This window comes from Streptomyces sp. NPDC001594 (genome assembly GCF_042893675.1).
GTDB lineage: Bacteria > Actinomycetota > Actinomycetes > Streptomycetales > Streptomycetaceae > Streptomyces.
On the sequence record NZ_JBIAVB010000019.1, the window covers coordinates 151,428 to 164,497 of the forward strand.

Consider the following 13,070-nt stretch of genomic DNA (forward strand, 5'->3'; position numbering starts at 1 on the left):
AACTGCCGTGGATAATCACCGGCATGCGGTTCTCCATCCTCGGCGAGACTCTGGCCCGGCGCGACGACGGGACCGGGATACCCCTCGGGGGACCCGCCCGCCGCGCCCTGCTGACCCTGCTGCTGGTGCGCCCCCGGGAGGTGGTGGCCGCGGAGCGGCTGGCGGACGAGCTGGACCCGGACGGCGCCGTGTCGCCGCACGCCCTGCAGTCCCAGGTGTCCCGGCTGCGCGCGGCGCTGGGGCCGGCCGTGATCGAGCGGGCCGGGGCTGGCTACCGGGCCGCCGTGGACCCGGAGGACGTGGACGCGGGCCGGTTCGAACGGCTCGCCCGCGAGGGGCGGGCCGCACTGGCCGCCGGGGATCCCGCCCGCGCGGTGCGGCTCCTGCGCGAGGCACTGGAGCTGTGGCGCGGTCCGGCCCTCGCCGACCTGGCGCACCTGACGCACCTGACGGAGGGCGACACCGCCCGGACGGCCTCGGCACGGCTGGAGGAGCTGCGGCTCGGGGCGGTCGAGGACCGGATCGAGGCGGAGCTGCGGCTCGGCGGCCACCGGGAGGCCGTGGCGGAGCTGCGGGAGCTGACCGCCCGCCACCCGCTGCGCGAGCGCCTCGCGGCCCTGCTGATCCGGGCCCTGTCCGCGGAGGGCGGCCAGGCGCAGGCGCTGGCCGCGTACGAGGAGACCCGCGGCCGGCTCGCCGACGAGCTCGGCAGTGACCCGTCGGCCGAACTGGTCGCCCTGCACAAGGAGTTGCTCGACTTCGACCCCTCCCCCGCGCAGGCCCGGCCGCCCGCCCAGCTGACCTCGTTCGTGGGCCGCCGCGACGAGGTCGCCGAGGTGGCGGGACTGCTGCGGGCGGCCCGGCTGGTGACGCTGGTGGGGCCGGGCGGGGTGGGCAAGACCCGGCTGTCGGTGGAGGCGGCGGGGGCCGCCGCCGACGACGTGTGCTTCGTGGAGCTGGCCCCGCTGCGCGAGGGCGCCGGCCTGCCGGGGGCGGTGCTGGCGGCGCTCGGGCTGCGCGAGGGCGGGCTCCGGCTCGACGGCGGCGGGCAGGGGCCCGTGGAGCGGCTGGCCACGGCCCTGGCGGACCGGGCGCTGCTGCTGGTCCTGGACAACTGCGAGCACCTGGTCGAGGAGGCCGCCGCGCTGGCGGGGCGGCTGCTGGCCCGTTGCCCCCGACTGCGGATCCTGGCCACCAGCCGGGAGCCGCTCGCCGTCACCGGGGAGCACCTGTGGCAGGTGCGGCCGCTCGACGGGGCGGCCGCGGCGCGGCTGTTCACCGAGCGCGCCTCGGCCGTGCGGCGCGGATTCACGGCGGCCCCGGAGCCGGTGGAGCGGATCTGCGCGGCGCTCGACCGGCTGCCGCTGGCCATCGAGCTGGCGGCGGCCCGGCTGCACACCATGGACGTGGAGGACCTGGCGCGGCGGCTCGACGACCGGCTCGGGATGGCCGCCGCCCGGGGCAACCGGGGCGCCGCCGAACGGCACCGCACGCTGCGCGCGGTGGTCGCCTGGAGCTGGGAGCTGCTGTCCGCGCAGGAGCAGCGGGCGGCGCGGCGGTTCACCGTGTTCCCGGCGGGCGCGACGGCCCGGGCGGCGCTGGAGGTGTGCCGGGCGGGCGGCGGGACCGGGGAGCCGGAGGCGCTGGAGCCCGAGGTGCTGGAGTCCCTGGTGGACAAGTCGCTGCTGGAGCTGTCGGGCGGGCGCCTGCGGATGCTGGAGACGGTCCGCGCGTACGGGGCCGAGCGGCTCCGGGAGGCGGGCGAAGCCTCGGCCACGGGTGGGGCGCACGCCCGTTACGTGCTGGAGCTGGCCCGCGCCGCCGAGCCGCGGCTGCGGGGGCCCGGGCAGCCGGAGTGGCTGGAGCGGCTGGCGGCCGGGCACGGCGACCTGGAGGCGGCCCTCGCCTGGGCGGCCGGGGAGGGCCGCTGGGAGACGGCGCTGGAACTGCTCGCGGCGGCCTCGGGATACCTGTGGATCCGCGGGGTGTCCGGGTCGGTCGCGGCGCGGGCCGCGGCGGTGCTCGACGCCGTCGGGGACGCTCCCCCGGCCGGGCTGGGCGAGGAGTTCGCGGCGTGCGTGCTCCTGGCGGCGACCGGCCCCGGCGGCCTCACGCGGTGGCGGCGCCACCGGACCCGGGCGGCTCGGCTGCTGACCGCCGCCTGGTCACGGGACGGCGCGGGCGGCCCCGGCGGGGACGGTGCGGGCAGGGACGGTGCGGGCGCGGACGCCCGGAACGGCGGCGGTACGGCCGGGGAAGGCGCGGGCGCGGGCGGCGCGGGCGCGGGCGCCGTCGGCGGGCGGTATCCGGTGGTGTTGTTGGTGTGGATGCTGCGCAACGCGGCCGAGGCCGATCCGCTCGGGGCGTTCGCGCTGGTGTCGGCGCAGCGCGGGCACCCCGAGCCGTGGGTGCGGGCGGTCGCCGCGTACGTGTCCGGGTTCGGGCCCCTCGGCGCGGGTGACCCGGCCGCCGCCGAACGGGCCTTCGCCGAGGCCGTCGAGGGGTTCCGGGCGGCCGGTGACGGCTGGGGGACCGCGCTGGTCCTGGACGCGCTGGCCGGTATGGCGGGGGCGCGCGGGGACCGGGTCGCGGCGGTGGCGCTGACCGACGAGGCGCTGGCGCTGACCGAGCGGCTCGGCGCCCTGGAGGACAGCGCCGACCTGCTGGTCAACCGGGCCGACCAGCTCGTGGCCGGGGATCCGGCGGCGGCCGCCGCCGACTACGCCCGGGCCGCCGCCCTCGCCCGCCGGGCCGGGGGCTCCGCGGCGCTGGCGGCCGCCCTGCGCGGACTCGGGGACCTGGCCCTGCAGGACGGGGACCCGGGGCGGGCCGGACGCCTGTACACGGAGGCGCTGGAGCGGATCGACCCGCACTGGGTGAAGAGCGCGGGCAGCCGCGTACGGGCCCTCGCGGGGCTGGGCCGGGTGGCGGAGTCGTACGGGGACCGCCCGGCGGCCCGCGCCCGCTACGCGGAGGCCGCCGCGTCGGCGGCGTCCGTGGTGGGCGGCACCTCCCCGGAGGCGCTGCGCCTGCTGGGCCTGCCGCAGGAGGTCGTCGACGTACTGACCGCCCACGCTCCCTGACGGACGGGCGCGGCCTCCTGAAAGGCCGTCAACGAACAATGAAGGGGGATAAGTACGGACAACCCGGACCGGTGTATCCGTTGGCGGGGCCCTTCACCCTCGGCCGGGGTCCGTGCCGGATCGAGGGGTCCGTGCCTCCTCGCACCGGCGGTGCGGGCCGGACCGCGGGGCGCCTGACCCGATGTCCCGCGAGGCGGTCGCGGAGACAACGGGCGGGGCGCACCGCGCGGCACAGAACGCGCAGGCGCCGGGCTTTCCGAGCCGGCCCGGGGGGTGCGTCCCGCCGGCGGGACAGGGGGGTGGGCGGGGGCGCGCGGGCATTGCCCGGAGGAGGCCGCGCTTGCCATGCTCGAACGCGACGGCGCCCGCCCCCGGCCGCTTCCGGACCGCCGCCGGCGGGCGCTCCACCTCGTCCCGCGCGCCCCGGGGACCTCCGGGCACCGCGGCGGACCGGGTCCGGCGCGGGGCCGTGGAGCCGCGTCCACGCCCTGCCGGCGCCCGGCGACGCGTCCGGGCCGGGCGGAGACAACCCGGTGGTCGCCTCCCGTTCCGCTCGGGTCCGCCCGGGTCTGCCACCGTCCGGACCAGTCCCGTCACCCCCAGGCCCCTCAACCCCGCCCCTGGAGCCCATGGATGAACACCGAACTGCTGATGTCGGATGCCACCCACTTCCGCATCGACTACGTCATCAACCCCTACATGGACACGAGCGTCCAGCCCGACGCCCGGGCCGCCGTCTCCGAACACGACGCGATCGCCGCCGCCCACGTCGCGGCCGGCCGCACGGTCCACCGGATGCCGGCCGCGCCGGAGTGCCCCGACATGGTGTACACGGCCAACGGGGCCTGGGTGTGCGGTGACCGCGCCGTGCTGGGCGACCCGCCCGCCGCCCGAGCCGCCGAGATCCCGTACTTCCGGTCGTGGCTGAAGGAGAACGGCATCGACGTGTACGACGCCCCGTACTCCTTCAGCGGCCAGGGCGACACCCTGGCCTGCGGGGACCTGTTGCTGGCGGGCCACGGCCAGCGCACGGACCGCCGGATGCACGACGTCCTGGCGGACCTGACCGGGCACCAGGTGGTGCCGCTGCGCACGGCCGGTGAGGAGTGGTACGACCTGGACCTGGCCGTGGCCGTGATCGACGAGGGCACGCTCGCCTACCACCCGGGCGCGCTGGAGCCGGAGAGCGTGGGCGTGCTGCGTTCCCTCGGGCTCGAACTCATCGAGGTGGGCACCGAGGAGGCCCGGGCCTTCGCCCTCAACCTGATCAGCGACGGCCGGACGGTGACGATGACCACCGGCGCGCCCCGGCTCGCCGCGACCCTGCGCGAGCGGGGCGCCACGGTGGTGGAGCTCGACACGGCGCAGCTCCGCAAGGGCGGCGGCGGGGTCCGCTGCACGGCCCTCACCCTGGACAACCCGGTCCCGTCCGGGCGCTAGGACGGATGGGTCCCGGTGGCGACGGCGGACTGGAGGACGTGGGCCGCCCAGTCGTTCAGGCTCAGCCCGCAGGCGGCCGCCGTTTCCAGGAGCCGGTCGAGGTCCGACTTGGGCAGGGCGATCCGCAGGGTCGCCTCCTCGCCCGCCGGCTCCGCCGCGGCCCCGCCGTTCTGTTCCGCGAGGCCCGCCCGGAGCTGCCGCCGGAGCTCGTTGCGCGACCAGCGCTGTTCCTCGGCACGCCGCAGCCAGTAGTCCTGTTCGGGGCGGGCCAGCCGGGCCACCTCCGCGTGGTGGGCGAAGCTGAGCGCGTCGCGGCGCCGGTGCTGCTCGAAGCGGCGGGCCACCCAGGCGTAGTTGCGCAGGGTCTGGTAGTCGAGGCCGGTCCGGCCGACCGCCTCGCGGTAGCGGCCGCTGTAGGCGTTCTCCCCGAACAGGAGCCAGTCGCCCATCCACCAGGCGGAGGAGCTGGCCAGCTCCCGCAGCTGGCTGCCGATCTCCTCCCAGGCCCGTTGCGGCATGGCCGGCGAGAAGGTCATGCCCGACTTGGTCAGCGCCTCCAGGCAGGGCAGCTGGCTGAGGGTCACCCTGCGGGTCCCGGGAACGCGGTGCGCCCGGGCGGTCAGTTCTCCTTGTGTGCGGACGCCCGACATCTCGCATCATCCCCCTGAGGCTCGACCGGCCGGCCACCCGGCACGTCACGTCATGGCCTTCCGGCTGGCCAGACTAGGCACGCGGGGGCGTCGTCGGCGGGGGTTGAGACGGACTTGACGGCGATCTGAGCAACCTGGCGACGGAATCGGGACACCCCCCGCAAGCCGGCCCCGCGGCGGGTTCCTCAGGCCGCCCGGGTGATCACGATGTCGCCCATGCCGGTACGGGCCCGGACCTCCACGACGCCTTCCGAGCCCTCGGGGCCCTCGGAGGGGCCGAGGGAGTTGTGCACCTTGCCCAGCCGGGAGGTGACGTCGAGCCAGGCGGCGACGGAGCCCCGGATGCCGATGTCGATGCGGCCGACGGCGGTCTGGAGGTCGGCCCGGCCGCGGGCCACCTCGCCGACGCGGATGGCGCCGTTCGCCGACCTGGCCTCGACGGAGCCGTGGGCCCGGTCGACGGTGATGGAGCCGTTGGAGCTGTTCGCGCGTACGTCTCCGGTGACCTCGCCGATCTCCGTGTCCCCGTTGACGTTCTTGACGGTGGCCGCGCCGTCGACCCGGCCGATGCGGATCCGGCCGCCGCCGTGGACCTCGGCGTCGCCGGCGCAGCGGTCGAGGCGGACGTCGCCGTGTCCGGTGCGCAGCACTACCGGGCCGGCCCCCTCCACCCGGATGTCCCCGGCGCCGGACTTCAGGACGCACTCCCCGAACACCCCTTCCAGGACGAGGGGGCCGACGCCCGTGGCGGCCCGGACGCGCGAGCCGGCGGGCAGCTCGACGCACACCTCGACCGAGCCGATCCGGCCGAACGGGAGGCGCTTGCGGGCGCCGCGCACCGTGAGCGTGCCGTCGGCGTGGTCGACCCTGCACTCCCGGGCCGCGCGCTCGTCCTCCGGGTCGGCGGGGTCGGCGGGGACCACCTCGACGACGGTGTCCGTCCGCTCACCCGCCGTGAGGCGGACGGATCCCACCTCGATCTCGACGGACACGGCGAGCGGTGCGGGGGTCTCGAAGCTGAGCATGGGGGTCCGATCCTCATGGCGTGGTACGGGTTTCCGCCGGTCGGGCGGGCGAGGGGGTGCGGGGTGACCGTGGCCGGGGCGGTGGTCAGCGCACCCAGCCGGTGAAGCTCTGGCCGGCGCGGGTGCGGCGCAGCCCGGCGGGCTGCTCGGCGGCGGCGTCGGACAGGGCCGCCGACAGGGTGCGGACCACCCAGGAGTTGACGGAGATGCCCTCGCGGGCCGCGGCCTCCTCGACACGGGCCTTGAGGTGGGCCGGGAGGCGGAGGTTGATCCGTGCCGTCCCGCCGTCGTCGCCCTCGGGCAGGGCGGGGGCCGGCGGTGCGGCCGGGGCGGAGGGGCGCTCCTCGTAGCCGGGCTCGGTCTCCGGGAGGCTCACGACGAACTCGGGGTCCAGGCCCCGCAGCCGTACGGAGACCGACCCCGGCGCCAGGTCCCGCGTGACCTCGTCCATCGCGTCGGACAGGGCGTTCAGGAGCGTCAGCCGGGTGGCCGACTCCAGCGGGGCGGTGAGCCGTCCGGCCAGGGCCCGGGCCTCGTCCCCGCCCGCGTCGGCGGCGACGGCGAGCTCGTGCCGGAGGTTCTCTACGTACGGCCTCAGATCCATGGCGCCACTATGGCACACGGGTGGCACCAGGACCAGAACGGACGTATGCCGCACTCCCCTCCCGGGCGGGCGGTGAGCCGCCTGTGAGCGCGCGGTGAGCGCCCCGGAGCACGCTGCGGCCATGAAGAACACGACCCCGCACCTCGCCTCCGCCCCCTCCGCCCGCCCCGCCCGGACGGTCCTGATCTCGGGCGCGTCCGTGGCCGGGCCCGCGCTGGCCTACTGGCTCCACCGCCACGGCTTCGTCCCCACCGTCGTCGAGCGGGCCCCCGCCCTGCGCGAGGGCGGCTACGCCGTCGACTTCCGCGGCGAGGCCCACCTGGCGGTGCTGCGCCGCATGGGCATCCTCGACGAGCTCCGGGCCGCCCGCACCGGCACCGGCTCCATGTCGTACGTCAACAGCGCGGGCAAGCCGCAGGCGAAGCTGCCCGCCGACCTGTTCGCCGGGGACCTGGAGGTGCTCCGGGGCGACCTGGCCCGGATCCTGCACGACGCGACGAAGGAGCACACCGAGTACGTCTTCGGGGACTCCGTCACCTCCCTCGCCGAGGACGCCGACGGGGTCCACGTCACCTTCGAGCGCGGCGCGCCCCGCCGCTTCGACCTGGTGATCGGCGCCGACGGCCTGCACTCGCGCACCCGCGCCCTGGCCTTCGGCCCGGAAGAGCGCTACGTCAAGCACCTCGGCGTCTACTGCGCGATCTTCACCACCGCCAACCACCTCGGCCTGGACCGCACCGGGCACGCCTACCGCACCGCCGGCCGGCTGGTGGCGATGTACAGCGCCCGCGAGAACACCGAGGCCAAGGCCGTCTTCTACTTCGGCTCGCCGCAGCTGGACCTCGACCGCCGCGACGTGGCGCGGCAGCAGGAGCTGCTCACCGAGCGGTTCGCGGGCAACGGCTGGCAGAGCGACCACCTGCTGGAACAGATGAGCCAGGCCCCGGACTTCTACTTCGACTCCGTCGGCCAGGTGCGCATGGACGGCTGGTCGCGCGGCCGGGTCGCCCTGCTCGGCGACGCCGCGTACTGCCCGTCCTCCCTGTCGGGCATGGGCTCGGGGCTCGCGCTGGTCGGCGCGTACGTCCTCGCCGGGGAGCTCGCGGCCGCACGCGGCGACCACCGCACCGCCTTCGCCCGCTACGAGCGGGAGATGCGGGCGTACGCGGAGGGCTGCCAGAAGATGGGCGACGGGGTGGCGAAGCTGATGGTCCCCGGGAGCCGGCTGCTCGCGGCCTTCCTCAACCGCTACTACAAGGTCATGCCGTACCTGCCGGGCAAGGACATGGCCGCGAAGATCGCCCGCAAGGCGGCCGAGAACATCACCCTGCGCGACTACACCACCGACCCGGCCGCGGCCCGTTAGCCGTCCCTGGGGAAACCGGCTGGACACCCAAACCTAGACCACCTAGGTTTACCCCTAGAGTAACCAGCCAGTCAGCAGCACGTCCGCAAGGAGGCACCCCATGGTGCGCGCAGGACTCAACGCCGCACGGCTCACGGAGGCGGCCGCCGAGATGGCGGACGAGGCCGGGATCGAGAAGGTGTCCCTGTCCGCGCTCGCCCGGCGGTTCGGCGTCAAGGACGCGAGCCTGTACTCGCACGTGCGCAACCTGCGGGAGCTGCGGGTGCGGGTGGCCCTGCTGGCGGGCGAGGAGATGACCGCGCGGATCGCGGTCGCCGTCGCCGGGCGGTCGGGCAAGGACGCGCTGGTCGCGTTCGCCGACGCCTACCGCGAGTACGCCCTGGAGCGCCCGGGCCGTTACGCCGCCTCGCAGATGCGGTTCGACCCGGAGGAGGTGGCCGGCTCGGCCGGGCTGCTGCGCAGCGTGGAGCTGACCTACGGGATGCTGCGCGGCTACGGGCTGGAGGACCCGGACCTGACGGACGCGGCCCGGCTGCTGCGCGCCACCTTCCACGGCTACGTCCACCTGGAGCTGAGCGGGGCCTTCGGGCACTCCCGCGAGGTCCGGACGTCCTGGTCGCGCGGCCTCGACGCACTGCACGTGGCCCTGGCGAACTGGCCACGGAACGACAAGGGGGAAACACCATGACCACCTCACCCACCACCACCGGAACGCTGGACGTCCCCGGAGCCACCCTGTACCACGAGCGGCGCGGCACCGGCCCCGTCCTGCTCCTCATCCCCGGCGGCGGGGCGGACGCCGGCCTGTACGCCGGCATGGCCCCGGCCCTGGCCGCCGCCGGCCGCACGGTGGTCGCGTACGACCCCCGGGGCCAGTCCCGCAGCACCCTCGACGGCCCGGCCGCCGACCAGCGGGTGGCCGACTGGGCCGACGACGCCCGCCGGATCCTCGACCTGGTCTCCCCCGGCGAACCGGCGGACGTCCTCGGCTGCAGCGCGGGCGCCGTCGCCGCGCTCGGGCTGCTGGCCCGTCACCCGGAGCGGGTCCGGCGGGTGGTGGCGCACGAACCGCCGCTGGTGGAGGTACTGGAGGACCCCGCCCCGTACCGGACCCTCTTCGCCGAGGTCCGCGAGCTGGCCCGCACGCAGGACCCGGCCGCGGCCATGGCCCACATGGCCCAGGGCCTGGGCGGAACCCCGGCACGGGACGAGGAGCCGGCCGAACTCCCGCCGGAGGTCCTGGAGATGGCCCCGCGCATGTACGCCAACCAGCCGTTCTTCCTGGAACACGTCCTGGTCCCGTTCACGTCGGACACCCCCGACGTACCCGCCCTGCGCACCCTCGCCGACCGCCTCGTCCTGGCGGCCGGCGAGGACTCCCGCACCCTCCCCGCCCTGTACGGCCCGGCGACCCGCCTCGCACACCTGACGGGCGCCCCCTTCGAGGAGTTCCCGGGCGGCCACATCGGCTGCGCCGAACACCCGACAGCCTTCGCGACCCGCCTCCTGAAGGTCCTGAGCCAGGAGTGACCGGGCCCGGGAGGGCTCTAATGACAAGCAACAGTTGCAGTTAACGGGCGGGGGCGGGCACACTCGACCCATGAGCGAGACACCACGCCCCCGCGCCCGGCAGGCCGAGCTCACGCCGGCCCAGCGACGTGAGCTGGACCGGCTGCAGGCCGCTGTCACGGGGGCCAAGCAGGCGTTCGCCGAAGCCGCGGGGCGTATCGCGGTCGAGCTCGGCCGGGGCGGGAACTCCGCCGTCGCCCGGCATCTGGACGTCACCCCCCAGCACGTCTCCAGCCTGGCCCTGGCCTACCGGGCCAGGCAGACCGCCGGGGCCGGGGCGGGCGAGGAGGTGGCGGCATGACGACCGCCCCGGAGTCCTCCGGCATCCCGCCCATGCCCGAACGGAACCCGAAAGCACTGCGCGCCGCGATCGCCGAGTACACGCCGGCGCTGTTGCCCGACTTCGACGCCCACTGGAAGTGGGCCATCGCCGACACCTACGACCTGGCCCCCGTGCCGGCTTTCATGGCCCAGTGGTGGACGGAGTTCGCGCTGGCCCGCGACCCGCGACTGGCTCGGACGGTGCACGACCTGGAGGCCCGCGCGGCCGACGCCACGACGAGCGGCGAAGCGAAGCAGTTGTTGACGGAGGCCGCACACCTCCGCCGTGAGGCGGGAAGGGCGGAGCCGGGCCGGTGAGCGGTGCGTTCATGGGGCCGCCCTGGCAGATGGACTGGGTCGACACGGCCCGCACCGCCAGGGACTCCCTGCCCCAGCAGGTCCGCGATCTGATCGACGCCGTACGCGCCGAACTCGTCACGGCAAGGACCCCTACTTCCGTGGCGTCGACAACCTGCCGGACCTGCCCATGGGCTGCCGGATCGCCCCGCTTCTCTCGACCGTGCCGAACGGCCTGCACGTCTGCCACTTCGACCACGGCCGCGGGTGGCTGCACTACACGTTCGTCCGCCGGACCGCCGACCCACAGATCATCATCGAAGAGGTCTTCTGGCAGTAGCCGCCCGCGTCACGGGGTCGGGAGGGGTACCGGGGCCGTGGGGGTGAGGTAGCGGATGGAGACGGGGAGGGCGAGGAGGTCGTCGAAGAGGGCGGCCACGTGGCGGAAGTGCGGGGTGGTGAAGTGGAATCGCAGGGCCTCCGGCCCGGCCCACTCCTCGACGATCACCATCCGCTCCGGCCGGTTCGGGTCGGCGTACGGCTCGTAGGCCAGGCAGCCCTCCTCCGCGACGGACGGCTCGATCATGGCTTCCAGGGCGGTGCGCAGGTCGTCCTCACGACCGGGCTTGGCCTCGAACGCGGCGATGACGGTCAGGCTCATGACGGGTGCCTCCTCAGGCGGTCGGTCTCGCTGTCGCGGTGACACGGGCAATCCTTCCGTCACGGCGGACGGATACCCAGGGCGGAGATCCGCCCCGGGACCGGCGAACCGGGGGTCCAGCGGTACCCCCTTTCGGAGGGGGAGGTCCTGCGTGTGAGTCGCCCTCGGTCAGATCTCGGCGGCGGGTACGTCACGTGCTGCCGCGAGCCTGGCCATCGTCCGGAGTTTCGCGAAGTAGGAGGCGCAGTACTGCGAGTCGATCAGGGGAACGACCTTGTCGAGCTGGGCGATGCACGACCAGAGGGAGGCAAGGCCACCGTCGTCGAGCCCGCCGTTCAGCTCCGTCAGGACGAGGCCGGCGGTACCGCGTCCAGGAGGATCAGCTCCACGCCCGCGATGCCGACACCGCGGAAGCCGTCGGGGTACGGGGCGCGCAGGTGTTCCTCCCACAGCCCGGCGAGCCGCTCCTCCCGCGGTGTCCCGTTCTCCTCGGCAGCCGTCGCCTCTGCGGCGGACGGCGGGCGGAGCAGCAGCGAAACGGCGTCGAAGACGGCACGCACCATGACGACGGCCATGAGCGGCCGGAGGGCGGCACTCGACGCGGTGCCCTGCGCGAGGTCGTCGCGCAGTCTGCGGCTCCGGTCGAGCCCGGCGGCGAGCTCGGCCGGGATCAGTCCGGTGCCGGCTGCCCGCTCGATCAGGTCCTGGAGGGGCGCCTCGCCGGCCAGACGCTCGGTCATGACGTGCTCCAGGGCGAAGAGGGAGTGGGTGACGGCCACGGTGGCGAACTCGTACCGGTAGTAGGAGTGCCGGATGAGCTCCCGGGAGGTTTCCAACGCGCTCATGACGTACATCGACGCGTGGCGGGGCACGACCAGGCCGGCCAGCAGGGCTTCCATGCCCGCGTAGTCGGGAGCGATGTCACCGGCGCGGGGGTCCGGTACGGGCAGGGGACGCGGTATGGGGTGGTTCACCCCTGCAGTCTCGCCACCCGGGGGCTCACGCCGCCAACCGATTTGCCGCACCCCGGCCCCTCCTAGGATGGGCTGATGAACGCCAAGGCCGAGCTCAGTGCGTACCTCCGCTCGCGGCGGGCCCGCGTCAAGCCCGAGGAGACCCGGCTGGGGGCCGGGTACGGCGAGCGGCGGCGGGTGCCGGGGCTGCGGCGGGAGGAGCTGGCGCAGCTGGCCGGGGTGAGCGTCGACTACTACGTACGGTTCGAGCAGGGCCGCAACCAGAAGGTGTCCGACGGGGTCATCGACGCGGTGGCCGACGCCCTGCGCCTGTCGGAACCCGAGCGCGCGCACCTGCACGACCTGGCCCGCGCGGTGGGCCGCCGGACCTCGGCGGGGCCGGCCGCGCAGACGCCGAGCCCGGGGCAGCTGCGGCTGCTCGACGCCATGTCCGACGTCCCCGCCTACCTGGTCGGCCGGCGCACCGACCTGCTGGCCTGGAACCGGCTCTACGCCGAGCTCCTCGGCCCCTCCCTCACCACCGTGGCGCCGGAGCACCGGAACACGGCGTGGCTGGCCTTCCTCGACGTGGACGTACGGGCCCGCTACGTGAACTGGGAGGCCAAGGCGCGCAACGCGGTCGCCTACCTGCGCCGCGACCGCGGACGGCACCCCGACGACCCGGCCTTCGCCGCGCTGATCGCCGAACTGGAGGACCGCAGCCCCGAGTTCCGTGCGCTGTGGGCGGAGCGGGAGGTGGCCGACCGGATCACCGGTGACTACCTGATGTGGCATCCGGCCGTCGGCGAACTGACCCTCACCTTCGAGAGCTTCCGGTCCGCCGCCGACCCGGACATCAGCCTGATCGCCTACACCGCCGAGCCGGGCTCGCCGTCCGAGGCCGCCCTGCGCACGCTGGCCGCCGCCCGGTCGTCCTCCTCAGCCGGCGACGGTCCAGGTGTCGGGCCCGGTGAGGAGGGCTCCTAGGTCGGCCTTGCCGTAGCGCTCGACCGCGGTCTCCAGCTGGTCGGCCATGAGGGTGTCGTAGACGGGCCGCTCGACGTTGCGGAAGACCCCGATGGGGGTCTGGTGCAGGGTGTC

Annotated in this window: 14 protein-coding genes and 1 pseudogene; 9 read left to right on the plus strand and 6 right to left on the minus strand. The window is 75.4% G+C overall.

Annotated features, from left to right (window positions below; translation table 11 throughout):
- Positions 1–23 precede the first annotated feature (23 nt).
- On the plus strand, positions 24–3,083 hold the full coding sequence (locus ACFY0O_RS31725; RefSeq protein WP_388953060.1) for a BTAD domain-containing putative transcriptional regulator: 3,060 nt from the start codon (positions 24–26) through the stop codon (positions 3,081–3,083).
- 633 nt (positions 3,084–3,716) lie between these two features.
- Positions 3,717–4,523 carry a dimethylarginine dimethylaminohydrolase family protein gene (locus tag ACFY0O_RS31730; RefSeq protein ID WP_388953063.1) on the plus strand — a complete coding sequence of 269 codons (807 nt, stop codon included), beginning with the start codon at positions 3,717–3,719 and terminating at the stop codon, positions 4,521–4,523.
- On the opposite strand, the gene ACFY0O_RS31735 is transcribed toward ACFY0O_RS31730, so the two are convergent.
- From ACFY0O_RS31735 to ACFY0O_RS31745, 3 genes are all read right to left on the minus strand, one after another.
- Positions 4,520–5,107, minus strand: coding sequence for an LmbU family transcriptional regulator (locus ACFY0O_RS31735; RefSeq protein WP_388953065.1), 588 nt, complete (start codon positions 5,105–5,107; stop codon positions 4,520–4,522). The genes ACFY0O_RS31730 and ACFY0O_RS31735 overlap by 4 nt on opposite strands.
- Before the next feature lie 251 nt (positions 5,108–5,358).
- Complete coding sequence (locus ACFY0O_RS31740; RefSeq protein ID WP_388953068.1) at positions 5,359–6,198, minus strand: DUF4097 domain-containing protein; 840 nt, start codon at positions 6,196–6,198, stop codon at positions 5,359–5,361.
- Positions 6,199–6,283: 85 nt separating this feature from the next.
- The gene (locus tag ACFY0O_RS31745; RefSeq protein WP_388953071.1) at positions 6,284–6,802 is read right to left on the minus strand and encodes a toxin-antitoxin system HicB family antitoxin; all 519 of its coding nucleotides are present in this window, start codon (positions 6,800–6,802) and stop codon (positions 6,284–6,286) included.
- Between the two features lie 121 nt (positions 6,803–6,923).
- Here ACFY0O_RS31745 and ACFY0O_RS31750 point away from each other — a divergent pair, with 121 nt between their 5' ends.
- The 6 genes from ACFY0O_RS31750 to ACFY0O_RS31775 all read left to right on the plus strand — a co-directional run bounded on the left by ACFY0O_RS31750 (position 6,924) and on the right by ACFY0O_RS31775 (position 10,695).
- Positions 6,924–8,168 carry an FAD-dependent monooxygenase gene (locus ACFY0O_RS31750; protein ID WP_388953074.1) on the plus strand — a complete coding sequence of 415 codons (1,245 nt, stop codon included), beginning with the start codon at positions 6,924–6,926 and terminating at the stop codon, positions 8,166–8,168.
- A gap of 100 nt (positions 8,169–8,268) precedes the next feature.
- On the plus strand, positions 8,269–8,856 hold the full coding sequence (locus ACFY0O_RS31755; RefSeq protein WP_388953075.1) for a TetR-like C-terminal domain-containing protein: 588 nt from the start codon (positions 8,269–8,271) through the stop codon (positions 8,854–8,856).
- Positions 8,853–9,698, plus strand: a complete 846-nt coding sequence (locus ACFY0O_RS31760; RefSeq protein ID WP_388953078.1) for an alpha/beta fold hydrolase — start codon at positions 8,853–8,855, stop codon at positions 9,696–9,698. The genes ACFY0O_RS31755 and ACFY0O_RS31760 overlap by 4 nt, the downstream gene beginning before the upstream one ends.
- Before the next feature lie 70 nt (positions 9,699–9,768).
- Positions 9,769–10,038 (plus strand): hypothetical protein, encoded by a 270-nt coding sequence (locus ACFY0O_RS31765; protein ID WP_388953080.1) that lies wholly within the window; start codon positions 9,769–9,771, stop codon positions 10,036–10,038.
- Entirely contained in the window at positions 10,035–10,376 is a 342-nt protein-coding gene (locus ACFY0O_RS31770) for a DUF6247 family protein (RefSeq protein WP_358893362.1), read from the plus strand. Before ACFY0O_RS31765 ends, ACFY0O_RS31770 begins: the two co-directional genes overlap by 4 nt.
- A 169-nt stretch (positions 10,377–10,545) precedes the next feature.
- A complete protein-coding gene (locus tag ACFY0O_RS31775; RefSeq protein ID WP_388953083.1) occupies positions 10,546–10,695 on the plus strand; it encodes a hypothetical protein in 150 nt (49 codons plus the stop codon).
- 9 nt (positions 10,696–10,704) lie between these two features.
- Here ACFY0O_RS31775 and ACFY0O_RS31780 read toward each other — a convergent pair whose 3' ends face one another.
- On the minus strand, positions 10,705–11,016 hold the full coding sequence (locus ACFY0O_RS31780) for a putative quinol monooxygenase (RefSeq protein ID WP_388953085.1): 312 nt from the start codon (positions 11,014–11,016) through the stop codon (positions 10,705–10,707).
- 344 nt (positions 11,017–11,360) lie between these two features.
- Positions 11,361–11,990 carry a hypothetical protein gene (locus tag ACFY0O_RS31785; protein WP_388953088.1) on the minus strand — a complete coding sequence of 210 codons (630 nt, stop codon included), beginning with the start codon at positions 11,988–11,990 and terminating at the stop codon, positions 11,361–11,363.
- Between the two features lie 75 nt (positions 11,991–12,065).
- Between ACFY0O_RS31785 and ACFY0O_RS31790 the strand changes: the two genes are divergently transcribed.
- A complete protein-coding gene (locus tag ACFY0O_RS31790) occupies positions 12,066–12,956 on the plus strand; it encodes a helix-turn-helix transcriptional regulator (RefSeq protein ID WP_388953090.1) in 891 nt (296 codons plus the stop codon).
- Here the strand turns inward: ACFY0O_RS31790 and ACFY0O_RS31795 are convergent.
- Positions 12,909–13,070, minus strand: a pseudogene (locus tag ACFY0O_RS31795) (2-oxoacid:ferredoxin oxidoreductase subunit beta); the annotation flags it as partial. The gene ACFY0O_RS31790 and the pseudogene ACFY0O_RS31795 overlap by 48 nt on opposite strands.